Origin of the sequence: Subtercola sp. Z020, assembly GCF_002931235.1 — a bacterium.
In the GTDB taxonomy this organism is placed as follows: domain Bacteria; phylum Actinomycetota; class Actinomycetes; order Actinomycetales; family Microbacteriaceae; genus Subtercola.
Genome location: NZ_PSTT01000086.1, coordinates 1 through 26,151, shown reverse-complemented (window position 1 = coordinate 26,151; position 26,151 = coordinate 1). Strand labels below are relative to the sequence as shown.

The following is a 26,151-nucleotide window of genomic DNA, read 5'->3' as shown; positions in this document are numbered from 1 at the left end:
GGGGTCAGTCGGTCGGGTTCCGGCGGGTGCGGGTGCGCCGGGAGAGGAAGAAGGCGGTCAGGCCGGCCATCACGAGCAGCACGCTCGCTCCGGTGACGGGGGGCAGGATGCCGCCGATACCGGTCTCAGCGAGGTCTCCGGATGATCCACTGCCGCCGTTCCCACCGCCGCCGGGTACCGGCACGGCGCTCGCCGTCGTGCTGGGCGCCGGCGTCGGGGTGGCGGTCGCGGTGGGAGCCGCGGATGCCGTCGGGGTCGGAGTCGGCGTGGCCGTGGGCGTCACAGTCGGCGTCGGAGTCGGCGTGGCCGTGGGGGTCACGGTCGGCGTCGGAGTCGGCGTGGCCGTAGGCGTGACGGTCGGAGTCGCGGTCGGCGTCGGCGGCAAGGTCGGCGTCGCGGTCGGAGTCGGCGGCAGTGTCGGCGTGGCCGTCGGGGTCGGCGGCAACGTCGGCGTGGCCGTCGGAGTCGGCGGCAGAGTCGGGGTCGCGGTCGGAGTCGGCGGCAACGTCGGCGTGGCCGTCGGAGTCGGCGGCAACGTCGGCGTGGCCGTCGGAGTCGGCGGCAGTGTCGGCGTCGCGGTCGGAGTCGGCGGCGTAGTCGGGGTGCCGGTCGGCGAGGCCGTCGGCGTTCCGGTCGGCGAGGCCGTGGGGGTCCCTGTCGGCGAGGCCGTGGGCGTCGCCGTCGGCGTCTCCGTCGGAACAGGCACCACCGCGCACGTCGCGGTCGTGAACGTGTTGTCGTCGAGCGTCACCGAGCCGTTGCGGGCGAGAGCGCGGCCCGCGACATCCGTTCCCGTCTCAACCGAGATCGAGGTGAGCGCCATGATGGTGCCGACGAAGTTCGAATTGGTGCCGAGCACGGCCGAGGCTCCGACCTGCCAGAAGACGTTGCAACTGCGTGCACCGTTCGTCAGGTTGACGCGGCTCGCCGTTGCCGTGTTGAGCGACGAGGCGACCTGGAAGATGAACACGGAGTTCGGGTTGCCCTGCCCGTCGAGCGTCACCGTACCGCTGAGGGCCAGGGTGCTGGTCGACTTGTAGACGCCGCCCACGAAGGTTCTGCCGACCAGGTCGTCGGAGACCGACGCTGTCGGTGCCCGGCCCGCTGCGTCGTCGTAGGCGATGGCCAGGTCGGCCTGCGCCTTCAGCGCAGTGGCGTCACCGAGGTGCGTCTCGCCGTTCACGATGCCGGGCGGGAAGCCGGTGATCGCCGAGCCGGGCGACAGCCCGAGGTCGCGCCCGAGCACCGTTCCATCCGTGTTGGTCACCGTCTGGCCGGAGAGCACCGCGTAGGTGGCCGCCGTGCCGAGAGTGACCGGGGCCTCCACCGCAGCTGCGCCCATCGTGGCGAACAGGATCGAGGCAGCGAGCAGGCCCACCCCGCTCACGACCGCGATGTTGGTCGCGCGTGACGTCTTGGTGGACCGGACGGGTCCGGCGTGTCTGGATGCGGCAGCGCGCATGAAGGTACCTCAGTACTGTGTGTGGAAATCAACCAGGAGTTGTACATGAACCCTGGTGCCACACCCCTACAGCACCTCACCCCTTTTGGGGGTGGTTTGTGAACCGTACCTTGCAATGAAGGCAATAGCACGCTAATCACCGATATTGCCTCGATATTGCTTACACATGAAGCGCCTTTGCACTCGAGCGATGTGCATCGGAAGGATGATTTTGCGCTCCCAGGCTTCTCGATCCGCTGAATCTCCGCCTCCCTGGCACCGGCGGCGCCTACGGTATTGACATGCTCCGCGCCCTCACCTCCCGCCAGCGGGCAGTCGACATCGCCATCGCCGTGGTTCTCGTCGTGGTCGCCGTGGCCTATTCGACGGTCTACCAGGCGGGGTACGTGCGCCTCGCCGACCTCGCCATCGCGCTCGGCATGGGATTCGCTCTCGCGCTTCGCCGTCTCAGCCCGCCTCTCGCCCTGCTCCTCGTCTGGTTCATGGCTGTTCTGCAGATGCTCCTGCGCCAGGATCCGGGACTCGCCGACCTCGCCGTGCTGCCGGTGCTCTATTCGACGGCCGCCTACGGCACACCGGTGCTGCGCTGGCTCGGCTTCGCCTCGACCTTCCTCGGGGCGGCGCTCGCCACGCTCTACACCGTGGTCGTGCCGGCTCTGCTGACGTATGCCACCCCGCTGACGATTCTGCGGGGCATCCGTGCCGGGCAGAACGCCGAGCTGCTCTCTGTGGCGCAGGGAACGGTGGTCGTCTTCGTCGGCGGCCTGGCGGTGTTCATTCTGAGCTGGGTTCTCGGCGTTCTCACCCGCGCCTTCTCCCGCTCGGAGGCCAGCCGTGAGGCCCAGCACGCTGCCGAGAACGACCGCCTGCTCGCCGAGCAGGCCGTCATCGTGGAGCAGGAGCGCAACCGCATCGCGCGGGACATGCACGACATCGTGGCGCATTCGCTCGCAGTGGTGATCGCCCAGGCCGACGGAGCTCGCTACCTATATACCGCTGCAGGCATACACGGCGAACCGGGCGAGACCGACCTCGTCGACGAGTCCCTCACCACCATCGCGAGTACGGCCCGCAGTGCGCTGGCCGATGTGCGCGTGCTGCTCGGCGAGCTGCGCCACAACGACTCGAGTGCACCGCAGCCGGGCCTGTCGGCTCTGGATGCCCTGGCCGACCACTTTCGATCGACGGGTCTCGCGGTCGAGCGCCGCACGAGTGGGGCACACGCCGCCCTCGGGGCGCCACGTGAACTCGCGGTGTACCGCATCGTGCAGGAGGCGCTGACCAACGCCCTGCGGCACGGCGACCAGGCGAAGCCCGTCACGGTGTCGCTCGACTGGGCCACCACCGAACTGTGGGTGACCGTCACCAGCACGCTGCCGGCTGCCGCGCCGGCGGGAGGCTCGCTGCCGGGCCACGGCATCCCGGGCATGATCGAGCGAGCCACGCTCGCCGGCGGCTCGCTCGCAGCGGCCCCGAGCGGCAGGCTGTTCGTCGTCTCCGCCCGGCTGCCCGTACCCGCACCGTCGACTCCGGCGCCGAACGACCTGGTCGTCGCGTGAGCGCGCAGCCGAGCATCCGGGTCGCCCTCGTCGACGACCAGGCGCTCTTCCGGGCGGGCATCCGCATGCTCGTCTCCAGCCAACCCGATCTCGAGCTGGTGGGCGAGGCGGCCGACGGAGCCGAGAGCGTCACCATGGCGGCCGTCGCAGAGCCCGACGTCATTTTGATGGACATCCGCATGCCCGTCATGAACGGCATCGAGGCCACCCAGCGCATCCTGGCAGCCGCCGATGCCCGCGGGGCGTCGAGGCCCCGCATCATCGTGCTCACCACCTTCGATCTCGACGAGGCGGCCGCGCGGGCGATCCAGAGCGGCGCCAGCGGCTTCGTGCTGAAAGACGCGGAGCCGGGCTTTCTGCTCGCCGCCATCCGCATGGTGCACAGCGGCAGCGCCGTCATCGCGCCCTCGGCCACGCGTGAGCTCTTCGAGCGCTTCACGGCCGCTTCACCGACGACTCCTCCCCCACCGGCCTTCGAGACACTGACCACCCGCGAGCGGGCGATCTTCGCCCAGGTGGCCCGCGGTCTCAGCAACGCCGAGATCGCCGCAGACGAGTTCGTGAGCGAAGCCACCGTCAAGACGCACCTCAGCCGGGTGCTCGGCAAGCTCGGCCTCCGCGACCGCGTGCAACTCGTGGTGTTCGCCTACGAGCACGGCCTGACCACCTGAGCGATGTCATCCCTTCGGTTGACTCCGGTTCATCCCGAGGTCCGATCCGCGGCGGGCCGGTGCTTCCTAGTGTCGAAGCATGACAACCGCAACCGCCCCTGTTCCCGCCCACCGGCATGTCAGCGCCGCCCAGCCGATCGCTGAAGCACTGAACCTCAGCAAGAGCTACGGGTCGGATTCCGCCACCGTGACCGCGCTCCGCGGTGTCACCCTGCGCCTCGAGGCGGGCGCGTTCACCGCCATCATGGGCCCGAGCGGCTCGGGCAAGTCGACGCTCATGCACATCATGGCCGGGCTCGACACCGCGACATCCGGAACCATCGCCCTCGGCGGCCGCGACATCACCCGCCTCGGCGACACCGACCTCACGCTGTTGCGGAGGCGGCGGATCGGGTTCGTCTTCCAGTCGTTCAACCTGGTGCCGACGCTCGACGTCGAGCAGAACATCCTGCTCCCCTTCGACCTCGACGGCCGGCGCCCGAATGCGGCCGAACGCGCCCATCTGCTCGCTCTCGTCGACTCGCTCGGGCTCACCGACCGCCTGCGGCACCGGCCGCACGAGCTCTCGGGGGGCCAGCAGCAGCGCGTCGCCATCGCCCGCGCCCTCGTCACGCGCCCCGACCTCGTCTTCGCAGACGAACCGACAGGCAACCTCGATTCGCGGACCGGCCGCGACGTTCTCACTCTGCTCGCCTCGGCGAGTCGCGACCGCGGCCAGAGCATCGCCATGGTGACCCACGACCCGATCGCCGCGAGCTTCGCCGACCGCGTCGTCTTTCTCGCCGACGGGCGGATCGTGGATGATCGGGGCCGCTGCACTCCGCAGGAGATCAGCCACCTCATGCTGAACCTCGAGGCCGCGGCGTGAGCGCCGGGGCTGTGACGGGCATGCGGGCGGCACTCGGCGAGCACGCCCCGAGCATTCTGGTGGCCGCTCTCAGCTCGGCCTTCGGAGTCTCGCTGCTGTCGACGGTCGGTGTGCTGACGACGGCGATCCGCGCCGACGATGTGACGGGAGCGAGCGCCACCGTCGCGTTCATCCTGCCGATCGCCGCCGTCATCTTCCTCACGATCGCCGTCTACGTGGGGGCCGTCGTCACCGCCAACAGCTTCTCGACGATCATCGCCGGCCGCACGCGCGCGATCGCCCTCCGGCGGCTGCTCGGCTCCGACGCGCGAACCGAACGCCGGGCGGTCACCCGGGAGGGCCTGCTCGTGGGCGTGGCCGGATCCCTGCTCGGCGCCCTCGGCGGAACCGTTCTCACCACGCTGCTGGCCGCCACCTGCGTCACGCTCGGCATTCTGCCCGACCTGCCCTACGCCCTGGCCGAACCGGTGCTGCTGGTTCCGACGGTCGTGGTCGTTCTGACGACCTGGCTCGCGTCGTGGATCGGTTCGCGCCGGGTGCTCGCCGTGACGCCGATGCAGGCGCTCGGCGCCTCGGGCGAAGCCAACCAGGAGGAGGCAGCCGGAGGGCTCGCCCGCAGCGTCGCCGCCCTCGCGCTCTTCCTCGGTGGCGACGCGCTGCTGGCAGCGGGTGTCTTCATCGGCCTGAGCGACCCCCAGGGCGTTCTCGTGGCGCTGGTCGGCGGGGTGGTCTCGTTCCTCGGCGTCATCGTCGGCGCGAACCGGGTGATGCCGGTCATCCTGAACCTGGTCGGTCGTCTCTTCGGCCGAGGGCCTACCGCCCGGCTGGCCGCCGCGAACGCGGTACGGCATCCCGAGCGCACCGCCCGCTCGACCGTCGGGCTGCTGATCGGTGTCACCCTCATCACGACCTTCGTGGTGGCGACGGCCGGCTTCCAGCAGATGATCCGGGCGGCGCAGGCTGCCGAACCGGAGGTGTACGCGGGGGTCGACCGGATGCTCACCACCACGGTCGCGGTGTTCTCCGTGTTGATGGGCTACAGCGCCCTCATTGCGGCGGTCGGGCTGGTCAACACGCTGTCGCTCAGTGTGCTGCAGCGCATCCGCGAGCTGGGGCTGCTGCGCGCGCTCGGTTTCACCCGCGGCCAGGTGCGCGGCATGATCGTGGCCGAGAGCGCCCAGCTCACCGTCTCGGCTGTCGTGCTCGGCCTGGCGCTCGGAACGTTCTACGGCTGGGCGGGGGCACAGTCGCTGCTCGGCGGAATAGCGGGCAGCCCGGGACTCGTCGTACCGACGGTGCCGCTGGCACTCTGTGTGGCGGTCGCGGTCGCGGCGGCACTGCTGACGCTGGTCGCTTCGCTCGCACCGGCACGCCGGGCGACCCGGGCCACGCCCGTCGGCGCTCTCAGCGCGTGACCACGCGGGCGGGTGCGCCCCCGGCACGGTCGCCCGGGGGCACGCTCAGCCGGCGCGACGGCCTGCGAACAGCGCGTGCAGCAGAGGCAGCGCCGACACGGCCATCAGCACGGTGCCGAACACGACATCGTCGGCACGGATGACGGCCCCCGCGATCAGCAGTGCGGCGAAGAGCACGGCCGAGACGACCCGCCGCGCGGTGCGTTCGAGCCGGGCGATCCGCCGCTCGACCGAGGGCGTCGTCACCGCGACGGTGCCGTCTTCGAAGCGGGTGGCCAGGGCATCCAGCCGCCCCGGGAGGCGGAGTGCGACGGTCGCCGACCCGAGGGCCTGCCTCGCGACATCCTGCACCACATTGCCGCGCTCGTCGCGGATCAGCTGCTGCGCGTAGGGCTCGACCGAGTCCCAGAGGTTGAAGGCCGGGTCGAGGGCGCTGCAGACACCCGAGGTAAGGGACATGGCGCGGATGATCAGCAGGAAGTTCTCGGGCAGCTGGAACGGCAGCGTGCGGATGACCTCGCTGAACTGGTTGCCGAAGTCGCGGAACTCCCGCGGGTCGACGTCGCGGAGTTCGGCGAACCCCATGCCGCCGAAGCGGGCGAACAGGGCGGTCATCGCCCGCTCGAGCTCGGTGGTCTCGGCCGACGGGAGCAACACACCCACGTCGCGGATCGCGTCGACCAGCCCCTTGCCGTCGCGGGAGGCGGCCGCGATCAGCAGCTTGCGGAGGCCGCTCCGCGTGTTCGGGGGAACCGTGCCCATCATGCCGAAGTCGATGAAGGTCAGCTGCCAGGCGGGGCCGGGGGCCGACGCCAGGGCCGGGTCGGTCGCCGAGGCGGGCGTCGACTCGGTGGCAGGCCGCGCCAACGGTGTCACGAACACATTGCCCGGGTGCGGGTCGGCGTGGAAGAACCCGTTCGTGAACAGCTGGTCGAACATGACCGCCGCGAAGACGGGTGCCACCTCGGCCGGATCGATACCGGCCGCCCGCAGTGCGTCAGCATCGGTGATCTTGATCGCCGTCACGTCTTCGAGCGTCAGTACCCTGCGGGTGGTGCGCTCCCAGACGACGGCCGGCACCGCGACCCGGGGGTCTCCCGCGAAGTCGGCGGCGAACCGCTCGGAACTCGCCGCCTCGAGCAGGTAGTCGATCTCTTCGAGGCTGGTCTCGGCGAACTCCTCGACGAGGGCCGGCATGTCGACCCTGTCGGAGACGAGGCGAACGTGGCTCAGCCAGCCACCGACCCTGCGGAGGGCAGCGAGGTCGACCTCGATGATGGCGTCGATGCCCGGGCGCTGCACCTTCAGCACGACCTCGTCGAACCCGGCGTCGAGCGCCGCCGCCGGGGCGAGCCGCGCGCGGTGGGCCTGGCCGAGGGATGCCGCAGCAACCGGCGTCTCTGCGACGACGCTGAAGGCGGCGGAGAGGCTCGTGCCGAGCTCCGCTTCGGCGAGCGCCCGGATCGCCGGGAACGGAACGGCGGGCACTTCGTCCTGCAGGCCCTCGAGTTCGGCCGTGATCTCCGGCGGCAGCACGTCGAGGCGCGACGACATGAACTGGCCGACCTTGATCATCAGCCCGCCGAGGTCGACGGCGAGCACGTGGAAGCGTTGCGCGAAGCGGCGCATCCGTCTCGACCGCGTGCGCTCGGCGACTCTCGTCAGGCCGACACGGGGAAGGAACAGCTCGAAGAACCAGGTGACGGCAAGGTTCCACGCCGCGAAGCGGAGGATACGGCGGTAGCGGGCGCGGGTGTTGCCCGCGACCGCCGCCACCGCTACAGAAGGGCCCGTCAGGTCTCGGCGTTCAGGCGGCACCCTCGTCAGTTCTGGGCGAGGATCGAGTACAGGCGGCGGCGAGCGTCTTCGAGAACGGAGACCGCCTCCTGCACCTGCTCGGGCGTGCCCGTACGACCGACCTGGGCCGCGGCCTGGGCGAGTTCGACGCCCGCCTTCGGCAGGGAGGTGAAGCGGGCCTTGTTGTTGGAGCTGCTGCTGCCCGGCTTCTCGTCGGAGCCCTCGGCTGCCCACGGGGCGGTCGGGTCGGTGCCCTCGACGCTCATGCGGCCGGCCTCGGTGAGCGAGTAGGTCTTGCGACCGTTCGACTCCTCGGAGCTGATCAGGCCCTCGTCGGAGAGCAGCTGCAGGGTCGGGTAGACCGAACCGGCGCTCGGCTTCCAGGTGCCGCCGCTCCGCTCCTCGATCTCGCGGATGATCTGGTAGCCGTGCATCGGCTGCTCGGCCAGCAGGGCCAGCACGGCCTCGCGCACGTCACCGCGCCCGACACGGGTGCCGCCGCGCTTCTCGAACTTGGTGCGCAACTCGTCCATGGCCTGCCAGATGCCCTCGCCGTAGCTGCCGAGGTTTCCGAGGTTGCCGAGGTTGCCCATGTTGAACCCGCCTGTGGGGAATGAACTGGCCATGATGATCTCCTTCGTGAGGTCGCTAACGATACTCAACGATATACTCAACGACTGCCTGTTCACCCCCTCCAACCTGACAGCTGGCTGGGCCTTTCGGCTGCAGGAGCCGCCGAGGCGGCCTGTCTACACTGGGTGGGAACCTCGGGAGGGTCCTCTGTCTCGTCTACCCACGGAACGGCGCACGCACGTCAGCGCGCCGCCGACCGTCCGCGCGAAGGCCGCCCCCGCCGGCGCACCGCCGGGAGCTCCCACGCTGCGGCAGCTGACGCGGTCGGAGTTCAACCCCGCACCGCTCGTGGGCATCGTCGCCGTACTGGTGCTGCTCGGCATCCGGTACCTGACACCACCCGAGGTGACGGCGTGGATGACCGACCCGGCACGCGACTTCGTGACCCTCTCGATCAGCGTCGTCATCGAGTCGCTGCCGTTCGTCTTTCTCGGCATCGTGCTGTCGAGCCTGGTGCAGGTGTGGCTGCCCGAAGGATTCCTGCTGCGTCGGCTGCCGAAGAACCCGGCGCTCAGGCGCCTCTGCATCTCCCTGCTCGGCGTCCTGCTGCCGGTCTGCGAATGCGGCAACGTTCCGCTGGCGCGCGGCCTGATCATGAGCGGGCTCACGGTCGCCGACTCGATGACCTTTCTGTTCGCCGCCCCCATCATCAACCCGATCACGATCATCACGACCTACCAGGCGTTCGGCTTCAACGACGGCATCCTCGTGTCGCGCATCGTGGGCGGCCTGCTGATCGCGAACCTCGTCGGCTGGATCTTCAGCCGTCACCCGCAGCCCGAAAGCCTGCTCACGCCCGGCTTCCAGGAGACCTGCGCGGTCGACGCCGCCACCCCCAGAACGCACCGGGCGCGACGCACCTTCGTGCAGTTCTCTCAGGAGACGAGCGCGATGATGCCCGCGCTGTTCATCGGCGCCGGCATCGCGGGGCTGATCCAGGTGGCGGTCTCGCGCAACATCCTGCTCGCCCTCGGCAGCAATCCGGTCTGGTCGGTGCTGGCACTCATGATCCTCGCGTTCGTGGTCGCCATCTGTTCGAACGTCGACGCGTTCTTCATCCTGTCGTTCGGTTCGACCTTCCTTCCCGGCGGAATCGTCGCGTTCCTCGTGTTCGGGCCGATGATCGATGTGAAGATGCTCGCCCTGCTGCGCACGACGTTCACAGCGAAGACGCTGGTGCAGGTCAGTATCCTGATCGCGATGTGTGCTGCGACTCTGGGATTGGCCGTGAACTATGTCTTTTAGCCGCCTCGTCGCGCGCTGGCAGGGCCTCGCGTTGAGCCTGGTCGGGGTCGTCGCCACGGTCTGGCTGGGCCTCTCGGGCCAGCTCGGGCTCTACATCCACCCCCGGTACTTCGTCTTCACGCTCATCATGGCCGCCGTCGCGGTCGTGCTGATCGTCGGCGCGTTCGCCGCGGTGCCGGCCGCCGACGACGACGACCACGCTGGCCACGGGCACGGGCCGGGGGCCCACGGCTCGGGGTCGCACGACGCTGGCGGGCACCGCGCACCGGGCGGGCGCTCGCGGCTCTGGATGCTCACCGCCACCGCCGCGAGCATCCTCGTCGTGGTGGCCGCCGTCGTCGCGCTGCTGGTGGTTCCGCCCGCGACTCTCACCTCGTCGACCGTCGAGCAGCGGAGCATCAACAGCGCCTCGACCACCCTCGACGCGAACCGCACCAGCGGGGGAGTCGGCTCCGCGGCGCCCGGCGGCTCCGACGACACCAGCGCCTACACGGTGAAGGACTGGTCGCTGCTGCTGCGCCAGGGTGTCGGGCTCGACTGGTTCGACGGGCGTTCCGCCTCGGTCACCGGCTTCGTGACGCCCGATGCCGACGACCCGGACAACGTCTTCTTCGTCGCCCGTTTCGTAGTGACCTGCTGCGCGGTCGACGCCCAGCCGGTCGGCGTCGCCGTGTACGAGCCCGGCTGGCAGAGTTCGTACCCGACCGACAGCTGGGTGAGCGTCGACGGCACCTTCGGGGCCGACCCGAGTGTGCTCAGCACCGCGAACATCGTGCTGACGCCCGCCTCGATCACGGGCATCCCTCAGCCCTCCGACCCATATGTCTACTGACCCGCAGAAGGGCATCCGCCGGTTCCGGATGCTGCTCTGGGGCAGCACGGGCATCTTCGCCCTGCTCGTGGTCGGCCTCGTCGGCCTGAACCTCACCCAGGGCCCCCGTCTCGCCGCCGCCCAGCTGAACGTGCAGTCCAGTGTGGAACGCGCCGGGCAGCGGCTGCTCCTTCAGGCGAACGAGCTGATCGCCCCCGTCGCCGCAGAGCAGGTGAGCGTCACCCCCGCCACGCCGGTCACGACCACCACGAGCGACACCGGCATCCAGGTCGAGTTCACGGGCATCCTGAGCTACAACACCACCTATACCGTGACCGCGACGGGCGTGAAGAGCACCGCGCAGGATGCCGCATCGACGTTCACCTACTCCTTCACCACCCCCGATGCCGAGGTCTACCATCTCGTGCCCGGCGTGGCGGGCGCAGACGACCGGATCGTGCGGTCGTCGCTCACGGCCGGCTCCGGGAGCGACGGCGACACCGTCTACAGCGCTGCGCACATCCGGCGCTTCGCCGTGCTGTCGAAGAGTCTCGTCGTGGCCACGACCGACCCCGACGGCAACGATCTGCTCGACATCGTGCCGTTCGACGGGTCGGCCTCCATCCCGGTGCAGCTCGCGGGCCCGGGAACGGTGACCGGGCTGACGGGTGCGGCGTCGAGCAACCTGTTCGGCTACACCTTCCGCCCCGCCCCGTCACCGTTCTACCCGACCACCGACGACCAGCTGTACGTGTACGACATCACCCTGGGGCAGGCGTTCTCCATCCCGGTCTCCGGCCCCGACCACGAACTGATCCCGGTGTCGTCGTGGCGCTTCGTGCCGGGCACGACATCGCTGGTCGTGCAGCAGAACGACGGCGCGCTCTTCGTCGTCGATGCGCTCGGCCTGCTCGACGGATCCTCCGGGGCGGTCGCGGCGGGATCTGCCGAGAGGCTGCTCGGCTTCGTTCCCGGCACGAAGACGCTCGTGACGGAGGCGGGGGGTGCGGCCTTCGCGACGGACTTCGGAACCCCGGGGGCGCCGGTGACGACGGGCTTCGCGCTGGCGGGCGGCGCGGGCGGCAGCGGCGGTGCGGGCGGCGGAGGTGCGGGCGGCGGAGCCGGCGCGGATTCGGGTGTCGACGCGCCCCATCCGCTCGACGGATCAGGGGCGGCAGTCGAGCTGGGCCCCAGCCCCGACACGGTCGACCGGGTCGACGGCTCCGGGTCGAGCACCCTGTTCACCGCGCCGGCGGGCACGGCGATCGCGGGTCTCTGCGTCTCGACCAACGGCCGCTACGCCGTCGTCGAAACGGCGCCGCCGTCGACGCCCGACGTGGTCACGTCGACCTACATCGAGATCGCCGGGGGCGAACCGCCCCGTGCCTTCAAGGGCTCGCAACCGGCTTGGTGCAGCGCAGGCTGAGACCTTGCTGGGAGCGACGGAGTGCGGAACACCCGCACGGCCAGCCCTGTTGTACTGAACGTCACGACAAAGGAGACGACACCATGGCTACGACAGAGAAGGCGATACTCGCCGGCGGCTGCTTCTGGGGAATGCAGGATCTGATCCGCAAACGCGAAGGCGTGCTCTCGACGCGCGTCGGCTACACCGGCGGCGACGTGCCGAATGCCACCTACCGCCACCACGGCCTGCACGCCGAGGCGATCGAGATCACGTTCGACCCCGAGAAGGAGAGCTACCGCGACCTGCTGGAGTTCTTCTTCCAGATCCACGACCCGTCGACCAAGAACCGGCAGGGCAACGACCGTGGCACCAGCTACCGCTCGGCGATCTACTACACCGACACCACCCAGCTGAACACCGCGCTCGACACGATCGAAGACGTCGACGCGTCGGGTCTCTGGCCCGGCCCGGTCGTCACAGAGGTGGAGCCGGCCGGTGACTTCTGGGAGGCCGAGCCCGAGCACCAGGACTACCTCGAGGTCTACCCGAACGGGTACACCTGCCACTTCGTGCGCCCGGGGTGGAAGCTGCCGCGCCGCGAGAACGCGACCGCGACGTCACCCTCGACCGCGACCGCCTAGTCGGCTCAGCTGCCGCCGTTGACGATGCCGAAGATGCCGGTGAGAAGGAAGTAGAGCCCCACCGCGCCGACCGCGATCCAGATGGTGATGCGGGCGGTCGTGGGGCGCTTCGGGTCGCCGGGATCTTTCGGCTCTTGAGGTGCGGGGGTGTAGCTCACGGTGGGGACCCAATTCGTCGGCGAAAAAGGAATCTTCTCACGATTCCCTGCGGGCAGGCGAGCATGTGACTCGTCACACGGCGTTCGCCGGGGTTCGCCGGGGTTCGCCCACCGGGTCATAATGAGGCGTGGCCACCGATCCGACACGCAGCCGTGCTCCGAGCATCCGTGATGTCGCCCGGCTCGCCGGAGTGTCCTACCAGACGGTCTCCCGCGTTCTGAACGGGTCGCCGAACCTCCGCGAGGAGACGAAGCAACGCGTGCAGCAGGTCATGGACGAGCTGCAGTACCGCCCGAACAGGGCCGCCCGGATGCTGGTCACCAGCCGGTCGCGCACCCTCGGCATCCTCTCCGCCTCGAGCTTCCAGTACGGGCCGGCGTCGAGCATCACCGCCATCGAGAAGGCGGCGCGAGCGGAGGGCTACTTCGTCAACACGGTGAACCTCGACGGCAGCGACCGCGAGTCGATCGAGCGGGGCCTGAACCATCTGCTCGACCAGGCGATCGAGGGCCTCGTCGTGATCGCACCGCAGGTGCGGGTCTTCAAGACATTCACCGAGATGAACCTCTCGGTGCCCTTCGTGACCCTGCAGTCGAACGGCACCTCCGACCACGCTCTCTCGGTCGACCAGATCGCGGGGGCACGCCTGGCCACACGGCACCTGATCGAACTCGGCCACCGCAACATCTACCACCTGGCCGGGCCCCAGGACTGGATCGAGGCCGAGGCGCGAATGCACGGCTTCCTCACGGAGATGAGCGAGCACGATGTCGCCGCGACCGCGCCGATCCTCGGCGACTGGACCGCCGAGTTCGGCTACTTCGCCGGCCGCGAACTGCTGCGGGTGCGCGACTTCACGGCCATCTTCTCGGCGAACGACCAGATGGCGCTGGGGTTGATGCACGCGATCAGGGATGCCGGGCTGAACGTTCCGGGTGACATCAGCATCGTCGGGTTCGACGACATTCCCGAGGCGCGGCACTTCTGGCCGCCGCTCACGACGGTGAAGCAGGACTTCGCCGAGATCGGGCGCCAGGCGGTGGCGCAGCTGCTCCGCGGCGGGGCGGCGGGCAGCGGACCGGCCGCCGGCGGCGGAACGGCCGCGAACGCCGAGCCGGCCGACGAAGCCGCCCGCGGTGCGGGCCACCTCGAGCTGATCCTCCCCGAGCTGATCGTTCGCGACAGCAGCGCACCGCCCCGGTTCTGAGTGCGCGCATTCCAGTTATAGAACCGTGACTATCGCAGCTTGACAGGCTGGTACAGCGTGTGGCTAACATGAGTGCAGCCCAGATGTGACCGTTCACATGACCGTCACCCGTCTGGCCCCCATTCCTCATCAGGGCCCCGAAACGCCCGACCAGAATCTCGTGACGAAGGAGTCCGCCCCAGTGAACTACGGCCCAGAAATCGAAGTGGTGATCGCCGGCATCCGTGAAGACGTCGCCCGGCTGCACTCCGAGCTCACCCACTACGGCCTGATCGCCTGGACGAGCGGCAACGTCTCCGCCCGCGTTCCCGGCGCCGACCTGTTCGTCATCAAGCCGAGCGGTGTGCGCTACGACGAGCTCGGCCCCGACAACATGATCCTCTGCGATCTCGATGGCGACGTCATCGACGAGACCCCCGGCAGCGACCGTTCCCCGTCGAGCGACACCGCAGCCCACGCCTACATCTACCGCAACATGCCGCAGGTCGGCGGCGTCGTGCACACCCACTCGACCTACGCCACCGCCTGGGCCGCCCGCGGCGAGGAGATCCCCTGCGTCATCACGGCGATGGCCGACGAGTTCGGCGGCCCCGTGCCGGTCGGACCCTTCGCGATCATCGGCGACGACTCGATCGGGGTCGGGGTCGTCGAGACGCTCTCGGGTCACCGCTCGCGAGCCGTTCTGATGCAGAACCACGGTGTCTTCACGATCGGCAAAGACGCTTCCGACGCGGTCAAGGCCGCCGTCATGGTCGAAGACGTCGCCCGCACGGTGCATATCGCGCGCCAGCTCGGCGAGCCGCTGCCCATTCCGCAGGAGGCGATCGACTCGCTCTTCAACCGATACCAGAACGTCTACGGCCAAGCCCCCCAAGGAGCCTTGAAGTGACCCGAATCACGCCCGACCTCGCCTCCTACGAGGTGTGGTTCTTCACCGGCAGCCAGAACCTCTACGGCGACGAGACCCTCCGCCAGGTGGCCGAGCAGTCGAAGACCATCGCCGACACGCTGGCTGCGGCATCCGACATCCCCGTCACCATCGTGTGGAAGCCGGTGCTGAAAGACAGCGAGTCGATCAAGCGCGCCATTCTCGAGGCCAACGCCGCCGACAACGTCATCGGCCTGATCGCGTGGATGCACACCTTCAGCCCGGCGAAGATGTGGATCTCGGGGCTCGACGCCCTGCAGAAGCCACTGCTGCACTTCCACACGCAGGCCAATGTCGAACTGCCCTGGGCAGAGATCGACATGGACTTCATGAACCTCAACCAGGCCGCACACGGCGACCGGGAGTTCGGCTACATCCAGACCCGCCTGGGCGTCGCCCGCAAGACCGTCGTCGGCCACGCATCGAACCCGGCCGTCACCGCACAGATCGGCACGTGGACTCGCGCCGCGGCCGGCTGGGCAGCCACGAAGTCCCTGAAGCTCGCCCGGTTCGGCGACAACATGCGCTTCGTCGCCGTCACAGAGGGCGACAAGACCGAAGCAGAGCTGCGCTTCGGCGTGCAGGTCAACACCTGGGGCGTCAACGAGCTCGCTGAGGCTGTCGCTGCTGTTCCGGATGATCGCATCGACGCCCTGGTGGCCGAATACGAGGAGCTCTACGACGTCGCTCCCGAGCTTCGTGCCGGTGCCGCGCGTCACGAGTCGCTGCGGAACGGCGCCGCGATCGAGCTCGGCCTCCGCTCGTTCCTCGAGGCCGGCGGGTTCGGCGCCTTCACCACCAGCTTCGAAGACCTCGGTGCACTCCGCCAGCTGCCCGGCCTCGCCGTGCAGCGCCTGATGGCCGACGGCTACGGCTTCGGCGCAGAGGGCGACTGGAAGACGGCGATCCTCGTGCACGCCGCGAACGTGATGGGTTCGGGCCTGCCCGGCGGGGCCTCCCTCATGGAGGACTACACGTACGACCTCACCCCCGGCAACGAGGTCATCCTCGGCGCCCACATGCTCGAGGTCAGCCCCTCCCTCACAACGGCGAAGCCGACCCTCGAGATCCACCCGCTCGGCATCGGTGGCCGGGAAGACCCGGTGCGCCTCGTCTTCACCGCCGACCCCGGCCCCGCCGTCGTGGTCGCGATGAGCGACATGCGCGACCGCTTCCGGCTGGTCGCCAACGTCGTCGAGGTCGTCGAGCCGACCGCACCTCTGCCGAAGCTCCCCGTCGGCCGTGCCGTCTGGAAGCCGGAGCCCTCCTTCGCGGTCTCCGCTGCTGCCTGGCTCACCGCTGGGGCGGCGCACCACACCGTGATGTCGACAGCGGTCGGGCTCGACGCCTTCACCGACTTCGCCGACATCGCGAAGACAGAACTTCTCGTCATCGATGAGAGCACAGACCTGCGTGACTTCGAACAGGGAGTCCGCTGGAACCAGGCCTACTACCGACTGGCACAGGGCCTGTAGTCACAGCAGTTCACTGCACTGCACCACCGCACAACCTTCACACAGCACCCGCTGACAACGAAGTCCATATATGAAAGGAAACACAGTGAAGAAGAAGGTCATTCTTTCCCTCCTGGCCTCAGCGGCCATGGTGGTTTCACTCGCAGCCTGCTCCTCGGGCAGCTCTTCAGGTTCCTCGACCGGCGGCGCTGCTGCCGGCGACGGCGGCCTCATCGGCGTCGCGATGCCGACCAAGTCGTCGGAGCGCTGGATCGCCGACGGCAACAGCATCAAGGAGCAGCTCGAAGCGGCCGGCTACACGGTCGACCTCGAGTACGCCGAAGACGACATCCCCACCCAGGTCAGCCAGCTCGAGAACATGATCACCAAGGGCGCCAAGGCCCTGATCATCGCCTCGATCGACGGCACCACGCTCACCAACACGCTTCAGAACGCCAAAGACAATGACATCCCCGTCATCGCCTACGACCGCCTGATCCGCGACTCGGAGAACGTCGACTACTACGCCACGTTCGACAACGAGAAGGTCGGAACCGAGCAGGGCACGTCGCTCCTCACCGGTCTCGGCATCCTCGACGCCAGCGGCAAGGACACCGGCGTCGCCGGCCCGTTCAACATCGAGCTGTTCGCCGGTAGCCCCGACGACAACAACGCCACGTTCTTCTTCAAGGGCGCGATGGATGTTCTGCAGCCGTACATCGACAAGGGCACCCTCGTCGTGAAGAGCGGCCAGACGGACTTCAACACCGTCGCCACCCTCCGTTGGGACCCGGCCACCGCCCAGTCGCGCATGGAGAACATCCTCACGTCGACCTACTCCGACGGAACCACGAAGGTCAACGGCATCCTGTCGCCCTACGACGGTATCTCGCGCGGTCTGATCTCTGCCGTCACCTCGTCGGGTTACACCGTCGGCGCTGGCTTCCCGATCATCACCGGCCAGGACGCTGAGCTCGACTCGGTCAAGGCCATCAACGGTGGCGAGCAGTACTCGACCATCTACAAGGACACTCGCGAGCTCGCGAAGGTCGCCGTCGCCATGGCCAGCGCCGTTCTCGAGGGCAAGACGCCCGAGACCAACGACGACAAGACCTACGACAACGGCAAGAAGGTCGTTCCGGCCCAGCTGCTGCAGCCGGTCGTCGTGACCAAGGCCGACATCACCAAGGTCCTGATCGACGGTGGCTACTACACCGACGCCCAGGTCAACGGCTAGTCAGCACCATCTGAACGGCTCTGCCCGGCCCGGCTTTCACAGCGGGCCGGGCAGACCCCATCCGCACCACCCCACACTTTTAGAGGAAGAGATATTGTGACCACCAATATCCTGGAAATGCGCAGCATCACGAAGACGTTCCCCGGCGTCAAGGCGCTGCAGAACGTCACGCTCGACGTGGCCCGCGGCGAAGTCCACGCGATCTGCGGTGAGAACGGTGCCGGCAAGTCGACGCTGATGAAGGTTCTGAGCGGGGTCTACCCGTTCGGCACCTACGAGGGCGACATCGTGTTCGAGAACGAGACGATGGAGTTCCGCGACATCCGGGACAGCGAGGCCAAGGGCATCGTGATCATCCACCAGGAACTGGCGCTCAGCCCGTTCCTGTCGATTGCCGAGAACATCTTCCTCAACAACGAGATCAAGGGCGCGTTCGGTCTGATCGACTGGAACAAGACCAACATCGAGGCCTCGAAGCTCCTGGCCCGCGTCGGCCTGCGCGAGAACCCCACCACCAAGGTGCGGGAGCTCGGCGTCGGCAAGCAGCAGCTGGTCGAGATCGCCAAGGCGCTCTCGAAGCGGGTGAAACTGCTCATTCTGGATGAGCCGACCGCCGCCCTCAACGACGAGGACAGCGACCACCTGCTCGACCTGATCCTGAGCCTCAAGGGCCAGAACATCACGTCGATCATCATCAGTCACAAGCTGAACGAGATCAAGAAGATCTCCGACACCGTGACGGTCATCCGTGACGGCAAGGCGATCGAGACGATCGCCAAGACCGACGTCACCGAAGAGCGCATCATCAAAGACATGGTGGGCCGCGACCTCGAACACCGCTACCCCGACCACACCCCGCACATCGGCGAGGAGATCCTGCGCGTCGAGAACTGGACCGCGTACCACCCGCAAGACCCGAACCGCATCATGGTCGACAACGTGAACCTGAACGTGAAGCGCGGGGAGATCGTCGGCATCGCCGGTCTCATGGGCGCCGGCCGTACCGAGTTCGCGATGAGCCTCTTCGGCCGCTCGTACGGTACGAAGATCTCGGGCCAGGTCTACAAGAGCGGCGTCGAGATCAAGACCCGCACGGTGTCGGAGGCCATCGACAACGGCCTCGCCTACGCCACGGAGGACCGCAAGTTCTACGGCCTCAACCTCATCGAGGACATCAAGCGCAACATCTCGATGGCATCGCTGAAGAAGCTGGAGCACGGCGGGCTCGTCGACGACAACAAGGAGTACGAGGTCGCCGACGGCTACCGCAAGTCGATGAACATCAAGGCACCCTCGGTGCTCTCGAAGGTCGGCAAGCTCTCCGGCGGCAACCAGCAGAAGGTCGTGCTGAGCAAGTGGATCTACTCCGACCCCGACGTGCTCATTCTCGACGAGCCGACGCGCGGCATCGACGTGGGGGCAAAGTACGAGATCTACACGATCATCAACAAGCTCGCCGCTGAGGGCAAGGGCGTCATCGTCATCTCGAGCGAACTGCCCGAACTCCTCGGCATCTGCGACCGCATCTACGCGATCGCCGAAGGCCGCATCACCGGCGAACTGCCCATCGCAGAAGCCACCCCCGAATCGCTGATCAAATACATGACCATGGAAAAGGAACGTGCCTGATGTCCAACCTCGAAACGAAGCCGACTGACGACACGGCGGCGGGCGGCCGCATCAACCCGGTCGAGAACAAGTTCACCACCGCCCTCACGCACGTCTTGAGCGACCTGGGCAAGAACGGCATCTTCATCGCCCTCGTGCTCGTGGTCGTGGTCTTCCAGATCCTGACCAACGGCGTGCTCCTCCGCCCGCAGAACGTCTCGAACCTCATCGTTCAGAACGGCTACATCCTGATCCTGGCGATCGGTATGGTCATGGTGATCGTCGCCGGCCACATCGACCTCTCCGTCGGTTCGGTCGCCGCGTTCGTCGGCGCCGTCTCGGGCGTGTTCGCTGTCAACATGGGTCTGCCGTGGTGGCTGTCGATCATCCTGTCGCTGCTGATCGGCGCCGCCGTGGGAGCCTGGCAGGGCTTCTGGATCGCCTACGTGGGCATACCCGCGTTCATCGTGACACTGGCCGGCATGCTCATCTTCCGCGGGCTCGCGCTCGTGGTGCTCGGCAACGCGAACATCGGCTCGTTCCCCGAGGAGTACCGCGCCATCGGCAACGGCTTCCTCACGAACGTCTTCGGCAACCTCGACGTCGACCCGCTGACCATGGGTGTCGCCGTCATCGCGATCGTCGCGCTGGTCATCCAGTCGATCCGCACCCGCCGCGGCCGCCAGAGCTACGGCCAGGCCGTCGAGCCGATCGGCTGGTTCGTGGGCAAGCTCGCGCTCGTCGCGGTCGTCGTGCTGCTCTTCGCCTACGCTCTCGCCACGTTCAAGGGCATCCCCGTCACGCTGATCATCCTCGCCGTGCTCATCCTGATCTACGGTCTCGTCATGGGCCGCTCGGTCTTCGGTCGCCACATCTACGCGATCGGTGGCAACCTGCACGCCGCTGAGCTGTCGGGTATCAAGACCCGCAACGTGACCTTCTGGCTGTTCGTCAACATGGGCGTGCTGGCCGCTCTCGCGGGCCTCGTCTTCACGGCCCGCCTGAACCTCGCCGGCCCGAAGGCCGGTGACGGCTTCGAGCTCGAGGCCATCTCGGCCGCCTTCATCGGTGGAGCGGCCGTCACCGGCGGCGTCGGCACCATCGGCGGCGCCATCATCGGTGGTCTGATCATCGGTGTGCTGAACAACGGTATGTCGATCATGGGTATCGGCATCGAGTGGCAGCAGGCCGTCAAGGGCCTCGTGCTTCTGCTCGCCGTCGCCTTCGACGTCTACAACAAGCGTCGCTCGGGCGGTCGTTGACCCCCGCCGGTTCGCCTCACCGCATTCCCTGAATGATCTGAACGGATGCCCGTGCCCGGCCTGTCCCTCACCCTGAGCAACGTCTCGGCGAGGTCGTCAGCCGGCACGGGCATCCGTTCTCTGTCGTTCGGGGTGTCGGCGGGGGCCGTGCACGGTGTGCTCGGCGAGAACCTCTCGGGAGCCTCCGAAGTGCTCGCCGTCATCGGCGGGTACCTGCCGCTCGACGGAGGCACCCTCTCGGTCGGTGACCAACCGCGCACCTTCGCCGGGCACGCGGCCGCCGAGGCGCTCGGCGTGCGCGTCGTACGCTCCGAGCCGGCCATCGTGCCGCACACCTCCGTCGCCGAGAACATCTACCTCGGGCACGAGGGTGCGACGGGCGGCTTCATCCGGTTCGGCCGGCTGAACGCGAACGCCGCCAAACTGCTCACCCGGTTCGGGCTCGGGTCGGTGATCGACCCGGCCGGCCGCGCCGGAGACCTCGACAGGGGCCAGCGCATGATCGTCGAGCTGCTGCGCTGCCTCGTGGCCGGGCGCACGGTCGTGCTGCTCGACGAGCCCTTCACGGGTCTGGATGCCCCGGGGCTCGACCTCGTCGCCGGCGGCATCCGGCGGCTCTCCGTCGAGGGGATGACCGTCGTCGTCGCGTCGCACCGACTCGACATGCTGCGGAAGGTCGCCTCCACCGTCACCGTGCTCTCCCGCGGAGCGGCCGTCGAGACCGTCGGGCTGACAGCGTCGTCACCCCAGACGGAGTACCTCGTTCAGCACATGACCGCGAACATCCGCGTCACGCAGAGGCCGCAGCACGAAGACCTCGAACCCGGCCCCGTCGTCTTCGAACTGAACCAGTGGACCGCCTACCACCCCGTCGACACGGGCCGCGCGGTCGTGCGGGATGTCTCGCTCACCGCCCGCCGAAGAGAGATCGTCGGCCTGGCCGGGCTCGAGGGGTCGGGCATCAGCGAGCTCGCGCTGAGCGTGTTCGGCCGCACCTTCAGCTCGCGGGTCACCGGGTCGCTGTCGGTGGGTGGGCGCCCGCTCGACGCCGCGACACCGCAGGAGTCGGTCGCCGGCGGGCTGGGCCTCTCGACGGCCGCGAACCTGAAGTACGACCTCAACCTGATCGGCGGCATCCCGTCGCGCATCTCGTCGGGCATGCTGGCCCGGCTGGCCCGGATCGGGCTGGTCGACCGGGATCGCGACTATCGCACGGCCGCTCCGACGTTCGGGCTCGGCGGCATCTCGGCGCTGGTGACACGGCGCGGGGGCGGTGCGGCGGGCCGCGGTGCGCCCGGCGCGTCGGCCGCGGCATCCGGAGCAGAACCCCCCCTCTCGGCCGGAGCCCAGCGCCACCTCGACGCCCTGCGCGCCTGGCTCGACCTGCCGCTCGAAAAGCGGCCGGTCGTGGTCGTTCTCGACCATCCGACGGCCGCTCTCGACGCTTCGCAGGTGGCCGTGGTGCGCGACCTCATCGTCGAACTCGCCGCCGGCGGAACCGCCGTGCTGCTCGCCTCCGACGACCTCGACGAACTGCTCGTGCTCACCTCGCGCGTCTACACGCTCGCGGCCGGGCGCGTCACCGGCGAGCTGCAGACACGCGACACGTCGCCGGCCGGGCTGCTCGCGAAGATGATGGGCTGACGCGGGCTGACGCTCAGGCGAGCCCCTTCAGGATGAGGTTCCAGTACACCCAGGGCAGCACGTACCGGTCGGCGATGAAGGTCGCGCGGCGTTCCTTGGCGAGACCCTTCCAGAACGGGATGGTCGGTTTCGGCCGGTAGCGGTCGTCGAACTCCGCGAAGACCACCGTCTGCCGCGACACGACGAACGGGCAGACCGAGTAGCCGTTGTAGACCTGCGGCAGCGGCTTGCCCTCGACGGCGGCCGCGAGATTTTTGGCGAGCGTCTTGGTCTGCTGCCGCAGCGCACCACCCGACTTCGAGTTCGTCGTCGCGGCGGCATCGCCGAGCGCCCACACGTCGGGGTAACGCGGGTGCCGAAGAGTCAGCGAGTCGACCTCGACGAAACCGCCCGCATCGCCGGCCACCGGCAGCGCCGACTCGGCGAGCCAGTCGGGTGCGGACTGCGGCGGCACCGCGTGCAGCACGTCGTACGCCAGCGTCTCGCGGGTGATGGTACCGTCACCGTCGAGCCGGCTCTGGGCGCCGGGCAGCTCGGTTCGCGCGTCGTCGCCGGCGATCACGATCGACTTCTGTGCGGCATCCACCTCGACCAGCTCGCGGTCGTAGTGCACCTCGATGCCGTACTCGGCGACCTTCCGTTCGAGCTCAGCGTCGATGAGGGGCATGCCGAACAGGGTCGGGGTGGGCACGACCAGCACCACCCTGATGTCGGCCAGCACGCCGGTCTCCCGCCAGAAGTCGCACGCGAGGTACATCGGCTTCTGCGAGGCGCCTGCGCAGGTGGCCGGGCCGGCGGGCTGGGTGAAGACGACGGTACCGCTGCGCACGGCGCGCAGAACCGACCAGGCCTTCTCGGCGTACTCGAACTCGTAGTTCGAGATTCCGACGGGCGATTCCATGGCCTCTGCCAGGCCGGGCACGGCATTCCAGTTCTTCTGGATGCCCGGGCAGACGATCAGCTGGCCGTAGCCGATGCTGCGGCCCGAGGTCAGCGTGACCGTCTTCGCATCGGGGTCGATACTGGCGACCCGCGCCTGGATCCAGCTCACGCCCTTCGGAATGACGGAGGCCTGCGGTCGGGTGGCTTTCGCGGCTGGGGCGGTTCCGCCGGCGACGTGGGAGAACATCGGCTGGTAGAGGTGGTTCTCGCGCGGCTCGATGACCGCGACATCCGGAACCCCGTAGCGGCCGAGCCGCCCCGCCACAGAGAGCCCGGCGTTGCCGCCACCGATGATGACCACGTTGTGGTGCTGGATGTCGGTGCTCGCGTCGGTCATGTTCCCACCGTACGGGGGTCGCCCCGCCTGCCGTGAGGCGTTGCGCAAACAGGCAAAGCCTGAGTGCATCGGCAAAGACCTCTTTGCAGCGCTTTACTTGCAAAGAGGTCTTTGCAGAGGTATCTTTGGAGCATGGATGAACAGCCCGCGGTGACCCGGAACCGCTCGATCGACATGACCAGCCTGAAGGGGTTGGCGCATCCGCTGCGCGTGCGCATTCTCGACGCCCTGTCGACCTACGGCCCGAACACGTCGAGCGGGCTGGCGGAACGCTTCGGCGAATCGAGCGGGTCGATGAGCTACCACCTGCGCCAGCTCGAGAAGCACGGCTTCGTGCGGGAGGATGCGTCGCGCGGCTCGTCGCGCGAGCGGTGGTGGGAGCGCGTGCCGGGCGGCATCGAGGTCGACAGCGTCTATCCGCCGCGAAGCGCGGAGCGGGCGGCGAGCGACCTGGTGCAGCGCGAGTGGCAGGTGACGCGCGATGCCCTGTTCAACGACTTCCTGACGCAGGGGGCCGACCAGCTCGAGCCCCGGTGGTTCGAGGCCTCGACGATCGACACGATGAACCTGCGCCTCACCTCACGCCAGCTCGGCGACCTCGTGGCCGAGCTCCAGGCGGTCGCCGACCGCTACATCCAGCGCTACCGCAACCAGCAGGAGCCGGGCACGCGCCCCGTGCAACTGCAACTCAACGCCTTCCCCGTCATGGACGCGGAAGAGATCCCGGAAGGGTACCCCTCATGAACACTGCACCCGCCCTGCCGCGCCCCACGGGCGCCGGCCCCTCTGCTGCGGCCGGCGCTGTCGCGCCTGCCGCTGTCGCGCCTGCCGCTGTCGCGGCCGACGCCACCGCCGTTGCGGCCACTCCTGCCACCTCGGTAACCGCAGGCGACGTCGACCCCGCGTCCCTGGCGCCGATCGACCGCGCCGTTCTCGCGCTCGGAACCGCGCTCGTCTCGTGGAGCCGCCGCGCCGAACGCCGCGGAGCGGCGCATCCAGAGCCCGCACTCGCGCCCGACACCGCCACCGACCTCGCTGCCACCGCGGCGACCCACACCTCCGCCGCGGCGGCCCAGCTTGCCGCCGACGCCGCCACGCGCGAGCGCCACGACCTTCGCCGCGCTGCCGTCGCCGCCCGGGCCGGGATCCTTGCCGAACGCGACCTCGGCATCAACCGCCTGCTGCGCTGACCGGCGCTCAGCTGCTGCTCAGCCGGGCGCCGCGCCAGTTCGCGCCCGGCGCGCGGCTCAGGAGTTACGGAGCGCCTCGACCAGCTCGGCCTTCTTCTTGCGCGAGTAGCCGGTCAGCCCGATCTCTTTCGCGCGGTGCCTGAGGTCGGCGACCGTCCAGTCGTCGTACGACCCCGACTCGCCGCCCTTCCTCCCGACGGCCTGCTTTCCGCGGGCCGCAGCCGCGTTCGAGATGCGCGCCGACTTCTGCTTCGAGTTGCCCTCGTCGCGCAGCTCCTCGTACATCTTCGGATTCTTCAGCTGCGGCGGCGTCTTCTCACCCGGCATGCTCCACTCCTCCCTCTCGGTCGGCGCTCGGTCTGCGCTCGTTCTGGCCTCGGTCTGCGCCCGTTTCCTCGCCTGCGCCCGTTCCTCGCACCCTGCCCTCCCTTCCTACTCCCCCACTCCCACCCTCGCAAACCCCTCGACACCGCGATCGATACCCCGACACCTGCCGCTCCCTCGAGCACTCACCGGCAACGTTCACGGTCTCGATGGCGGCACGGGATGCGGGGGTACCGAGGTGGGTGGGTGAGAGCGCGGGGTGGGAAGGTCAGAAATGTAGACGCCGTCGACATTGCGGGAGTAGGGTGAGCGCATGACTGAGTTCGTGACAACGCAGTACGGCGACCGGGTGGCCTTCGACCGCTACGAGGGGGCGGGCGACCCGGCGGCACGCCACGAGCCCGCCGACACGCAGAACGGCGCGAGCGACACGGCGGCGGGCCCCGCGACGGAACGGGCACCGGGTGACAACGCGGTGGGCCGGGCGCCGGTGGTCGTGTTCGTGCGGGGGGTGGGGCCCACCCGGGCGTTCGACGGGGACACGCGGCAGACGGCCGAGGCGTTGGCGGCCGCGGGGGTCACGGCGATCGTCTACGACCGCGTCGGCCGCGGCGAGAGCGCGGTGCCGGAAGGCGACGGCGACGGCAATGCCGACGGCGAAGGCGGCGATGCACCCTCCGGCCCGATCACGCTGCAGCGGGAGCTGGCAGCCATCGATGCACTGATCACCACCGCAGGCGGCGGTGCCGTGCTCTGCGGGCACTCGTCGGGGTGCACCATCGCGCTGGCCGCGGCATCCGCGGGCCTGCCGGTGACCGGGCTGGTGCTCTGGGAGGCCCCGCTCGGCGGCATCACGGGCGGAACGCAGGCCTGGGCTGACGAGATCGCGCGGCGCGTGGCATCCGGAGACCGCGAAGGCGCGCTCGTGCACTACATGAAGGACATGCCGCCGGAGTGGCTCGACGGCGCACGTCGCTCGCCGATGTTCGCTGGCATGGTGGCGCAGGTTGGCAGCCAGGTGCCCGACGCCGAGTCCCTCGCCTGGGCCGATTCGGCGCCCCTGCCCGAGCTCGTCGGTGGGCTCGCGATCCCGGTCGAGGCGGTCTACGGGGAGCAGACCCAGCCGATCATGGTCACAGCCGCCCAAGCGATCGCCGCGGCGATTCCCGGCGCGACGGCGAAACGGATGCCGGGGGCCAACCACTCCTGGCAGCCCGCCGCCATGGCCGCCGCCCTGGCCGCTCTCGCCCGCGCCGCCCGCCCCTGACCCACCCCACCACCCTGGCAGCCGCATCGACTCATCGATTTCTGTCGCCTCAGAGCCCAGCTACCGACAGAAATCGCCGACT

24 protein-coding genes are annotated in these 26,151 nt (G+C 68.9%); 18 read left to right on the top strand and 6 right to left on the bottom strand.

All coding sequences use genetic code 11. The features are described 5' to 3' along the window. Positions 1-4 precede the first annotated feature (4 nt). Positions 5-1,387 carry an ice-binding family protein gene (locus C5B96_RS11195; RefSeq protein WP_233189153.1) on the bottom strand — a complete coding sequence of 461 codons (1,383 nt, stop codon included), beginning with the start codon at positions 1,385-1,387 and terminating at the stop codon, positions 5-7. A 356-nt stretch (positions 1,388-1,743) separates the two neighbouring features. Here C5B96_RS11195 and C5B96_RS11190 point away from each other — a divergent pair, with 356 nt between their 5' ends. The 4 genes from C5B96_RS11190 (at position 1,744) to C5B96_RS11175 (ending at position 5,975) form a co-directional block, all read left to right on the top strand. Next, positions 1,744-3,021 carry a sensor histidine kinase gene (locus C5B96_RS11190; protein ID WP_104245443.1) on the top strand — a complete coding sequence of 426 codons (1,278 nt, stop codon included), beginning with the start codon at positions 1,744-1,746 and terminating at the stop codon, positions 3,019-3,021. Further along, positions 3,018-3,692, top strand: a complete 675-nt coding sequence (locus C5B96_RS11185) for a response regulator transcription factor (RefSeq protein WP_104245442.1) — start codon at positions 3,018-3,020, stop codon at positions 3,690-3,692. The genes C5B96_RS11190 and C5B96_RS11185 overlap by 4 nt, the downstream gene beginning before the upstream one ends. 79 nt (positions 3,693-3,771) lie before the next feature. Next, positions 3,772-4,560: an ABC transporter ATP-binding protein gene (locus C5B96_RS11180; protein ID WP_104245441.1), complete on the top strand. Its 789-nt coding sequence runs from the start codon at positions 3,772-3,774 to the stop codon at positions 4,558-4,560. Continuing rightward, a complete protein-coding gene (locus tag C5B96_RS11175; protein ID WP_233189152.1) occupies positions 4,557-5,975 on the top strand; it encodes an ABC transporter permease in 1,419 nt (472 codons plus the stop codon). Before C5B96_RS11180 ends, C5B96_RS11175 begins: the two co-directional genes overlap by 4 nt. A gap of 45 nt (positions 5,976-6,020) precedes the next feature. Here the strand turns inward: C5B96_RS11175 and C5B96_RS11170 are convergent, their stop codons facing one another. Both C5B96_RS11170 and C5B96_RS11165 read right to left on the bottom strand, forming a co-directional pair. Continuing rightward, on the bottom strand, positions 6,021-7,793 hold the full coding sequence (locus C5B96_RS11170; RefSeq protein ID WP_369826471.1) for an ABC1 kinase family protein: 1,773 nt from the start codon (positions 7,791-7,793) through the stop codon (positions 6,021-6,023). 5 nt (positions 7,794-7,798) lie between these two features. Next, the gene (locus C5B96_RS11165; RefSeq protein ID WP_104245440.1) at positions 7,799-8,398 is read right to left on the bottom strand and encodes a PadR family transcriptional regulator; all 600 of its coding nucleotides are present in this window, start codon (positions 8,396-8,398) and stop codon (positions 7,799-7,801) included. Positions 8,399-8,693: 295 nt separating this feature from the next. Here C5B96_RS11165 and C5B96_RS11160 point away from each other — a divergent pair, with 295 nt between their 5' ends. The 4 genes from C5B96_RS11160 to msrA all read left to right on the top strand — a co-directional run bounded on the left by C5B96_RS11160 (position 8,694) and on the right by msrA (position 12,510). Continuing rightward, positions 8,694-9,650: a permease gene (locus tag C5B96_RS11160; RefSeq protein WP_233189151.1), complete on the top strand. Its 957-nt coding sequence runs from the start codon at positions 8,694-8,696 to the stop codon at positions 9,648-9,650. Further along, entirely contained in the window at positions 9,640-10,482 is an 843-nt protein-coding gene (locus tag C5B96_RS11155) for a TIGR03943 family protein (RefSeq protein WP_104245439.1), read from the top strand. The genes C5B96_RS11160 and C5B96_RS11155 overlap by 11 nt, the downstream gene beginning before the upstream one ends. Next, the gene (locus C5B96_RS11150; RefSeq protein ID WP_146078160.1) at positions 10,472-11,887 is read left to right on the top strand and encodes a hypothetical protein; all 1,416 of its coding nucleotides are present in this window, start codon (positions 10,472-10,474) and stop codon (positions 11,885-11,887) included. The genes C5B96_RS11155 and C5B96_RS11150 overlap by 11 nt, the downstream gene beginning before the upstream one ends. Before the next feature lie 83 nt (positions 11,888-11,970). After that, on the top strand, positions 11,971-12,510 hold the full coding sequence (msrA, locus tag C5B96_RS11145) for a peptide-methionine (S)-S-oxide reductase MsrA (RefSeq protein ID WP_104245437.1): 540 nt from the start codon (positions 11,971-11,973) through the stop codon (positions 12,508-12,510). 5 nt (positions 12,511-12,515) lie between these two features. On the opposite strand, the gene C5B96_RS17620 is transcribed toward msrA, so the two are convergent. Further along, positions 12,516-12,668 carry a hypothetical protein gene (locus C5B96_RS17620; RefSeq protein ID WP_199176632.1) on the bottom strand — a complete coding sequence of 51 codons (153 nt, stop codon included), beginning with the start codon at positions 12,666-12,668 and terminating at the stop codon, positions 12,516-12,518. A 128-nt stretch (positions 12,669-12,796) separates the two neighbouring features. On the opposite strand from C5B96_RS17620, the gene C5B96_RS11140 reads away from it, so the two are divergent. The 7 genes from C5B96_RS11140 (at position 12,797) to C5B96_RS11110 (ending at position 22,009) form a co-directional block, all read left to right on the top strand. Then, positions 12,797-13,876: a LacI family DNA-binding transcriptional regulator gene (locus C5B96_RS11140; protein WP_104245436.1), complete on the top strand. Its 1,080-nt coding sequence runs from the start codon at positions 12,797-12,799 to the stop codon at positions 13,874-13,876. A 97-nt stretch (positions 13,877-13,973) separates the two neighbouring features. Next, positions 13,974-14,765 carry an L-ribulose-5-phosphate 4-epimerase gene (locus C5B96_RS11135; protein WP_104245447.1) on the top strand — a complete coding sequence of 264 codons (792 nt, stop codon included), beginning with the start codon at positions 13,974-13,976 and terminating at the stop codon, positions 14,763-14,765. Beyond that, positions 14,762-16,279: an L-arabinose isomerase gene (araA, locus tag C5B96_RS11130; protein ID WP_104245435.1), complete on the top strand. Its 1,518-nt coding sequence runs from the start codon at positions 14,762-14,764 to the stop codon at positions 16,277-16,279. The genes C5B96_RS11135 and araA overlap by 4 nt, the downstream gene beginning before the upstream one ends. A 70-nt stretch (positions 16,280-16,349) precedes the next feature. Further along, the gene (gene chvE / locus C5B96_RS11125; RefSeq protein ID WP_199176631.1) at positions 16,350-17,495 is read left to right on the top strand and encodes a multiple monosaccharide ABC transporter substrate-binding protein; all 1,146 of its coding nucleotides are present in this window, start codon (positions 16,350-16,352) and stop codon (positions 17,493-17,495) included. Between the two features lie 96 nt (positions 17,496-17,591). Continuing rightward, positions 17,592-19,124 carry a multiple monosaccharide ABC transporter ATP-binding protein gene (gene mmsA, locus C5B96_RS11120; protein ID WP_104245433.1) on the top strand — a complete coding sequence of 511 codons (1,533 nt, stop codon included), beginning with the start codon at positions 17,592-17,594 and terminating at the stop codon, positions 19,122-19,124. Continuing rightward, positions 19,124-20,365 carry a multiple monosaccharide ABC transporter permease gene (gene mmsB / locus C5B96_RS11115; RefSeq protein WP_104245432.1) on the top strand — a complete coding sequence of 414 codons (1,242 nt, stop codon included), beginning with the start codon at positions 19,124-19,126 and terminating at the stop codon, positions 20,363-20,365. Before mmsA ends, mmsB begins: the two co-directional genes overlap by 1 nt. A gap of 45 nt (positions 20,366-20,410) precedes the next feature. Beyond that, positions 20,411-22,009 (top strand): ATP-binding cassette domain-containing protein, encoded by a 1,599-nt coding sequence (locus C5B96_RS11110; protein WP_104245431.1) that lies wholly within the window; start codon positions 20,411-20,413, stop codon positions 22,007-22,009. A 13-nt stretch (positions 22,010-22,022) separates the two neighbouring features. On the opposite strand, the gene C5B96_RS11105 is transcribed toward C5B96_RS11110, so the two are convergent. Beyond that, positions 22,023-23,288, bottom strand: coding sequence for an NAD(P)/FAD-dependent oxidoreductase (locus C5B96_RS11105; protein WP_104245430.1), 1,266 nt, complete (start codon positions 23,286-23,288; stop codon positions 22,023-22,025). Positions 23,289-23,420: 132 nt separating this feature from the next. On the opposite strand from C5B96_RS11105, the gene C5B96_RS11100 reads away from it, so the two are divergent. Together C5B96_RS11100 and C5B96_RS11095 are read left to right on the top strand one after the other, a co-directional pair. Beyond that, entirely contained in the window at positions 23,421-24,032 is a 612-nt protein-coding gene (locus C5B96_RS11100) for a transcriptional regulator (RefSeq protein WP_104245429.1), read from the top strand. Continuing rightward, complete coding sequence (locus C5B96_RS11095; protein ID WP_104245428.1) at positions 24,029-24,478, top strand: hypothetical protein; 450 nt, start codon at positions 24,029-24,031, stop codon at positions 24,476-24,478. The genes C5B96_RS11100 and C5B96_RS11095 overlap by 4 nt, the downstream gene beginning before the upstream one ends. Before the next feature lie 57 nt (positions 24,479-24,535). Here C5B96_RS11095 and C5B96_RS11090 read toward each other — a convergent pair whose 3' ends face one another. After that, positions 24,536-24,805 (bottom strand): Rho termination factor N-terminal domain-containing protein, encoded by a 270-nt coding sequence (locus C5B96_RS11090; RefSeq protein WP_104245427.1) that lies wholly within the window; start codon positions 24,803-24,805, stop codon positions 24,536-24,538. 310 nt (positions 24,806-25,115) lie between these two features. On the opposite strand from C5B96_RS11090, the gene C5B96_RS11085 reads away from it, so the two are divergent. Continuing rightward, on the top strand, positions 25,116-26,069 hold the full coding sequence (locus tag C5B96_RS11085; protein ID WP_104245426.1) for an alpha/beta hydrolase: 954 nt from the start codon (positions 25,116-25,118) through the stop codon (positions 26,067-26,069). Positions 26,070-26,151 lie beyond the last annotated feature (82 nt).

Bases quoted from the DNA above. Each gene is read 5' to 3' on its own strand.
- C5B96_RS11190 (WP_104245443.1), top strand. From the start codon at position 1,744: ATGCTCCGCGCCCTCACCTCCCGCCAGCGGGCAGTCGACATCGCCATC.
- C5B96_RS11180 (WP_104245441.1), top strand. From the start codon at position 3,772: ATGACAACCGCAACCGCCCCTGTTCCCGCCCACCGGCATGTCAGCGCC.
- C5B96_RS11165 (WP_104245440.1), bottom strand. From the start codon at position 8,398: ATGGCCAGTTCATTCCCCACAGGCGGGTTCAACATGGGCAACCTCGGC.
- C5B96_RS11155 (WP_104245439.1), top strand. From the start codon at position 9,640: ATGTCTTTTAGCCGCCTCGTCGCGCGCTGGCAGGGCCTCGCGTTGAGC.
- C5B96_RS11150 (WP_146078160.1), top strand. From the start codon at position 10,472: ATGTCTACTGACCCGCAGAAGGGCATCCGCCGGTTCCGGATGCTGCTC.
- msrA (WP_104245437.1), top strand. From the start codon at position 11,971: ATGGCTACGACAGAGAAGGCGATACTCGCCGGCGGCTGCTTCTGGGGA.
- C5B96_RS11135 (WP_104245447.1), top strand. From the start codon at position 13,974: ATGACCGTCACCCGTCTGGCCCCCATTCCTCATCAGGGCCCCGAAACG.
- chvE (WP_199176631.1), top strand. From the start codon at position 16,350: ATGAAAGGAAACACAGTGAAGAAGAAGGTCATTCTTTCCCTCCTGGCC.
- mmsB (WP_104245432.1), top strand. From the start codon at position 19,124: ATGTCCAACCTCGAAACGAAGCCGACTGACGACACGGCGGCGGGCGGC.
- C5B96_RS11110 (WP_104245431.1), top strand. From the start codon at position 20,411: ATGCCCGTGCCCGGCCTGTCCCTCACCCTGAGCAACGTCTCGGCGAGG.
- C5B96_RS11105 (WP_104245430.1), bottom strand. From the start codon at position 23,288: ATGACCGACGCGAGCACCGACATCCAGCACCACAACGTGGTCATCATC.
- C5B96_RS11100 (WP_104245429.1), top strand. From the start codon at position 23,421: ATGGATGAACAGCCCGCGGTGACCCGGAACCGCTCGATCGACATGACC.
- C5B96_RS11095 (WP_104245428.1), top strand. From the start codon at position 24,029: ATGAACACTGCACCCGCCCTGCCGCGCCCCACGGGCGCCGGCCCCTCT.
- C5B96_RS11090 (WP_104245427.1), bottom strand. From the start codon at position 24,805: ATGCCGGGTGAGAAGACGCCGCCGCAGCTGAAGAATCCGAAGATGTAC.
- C5B96_RS11085 (WP_104245426.1), top strand. From the start codon at position 25,116: ATGACTGAGTTCGTGACAACGCAGTACGGCGACCGGGTGGCCTTCGAC.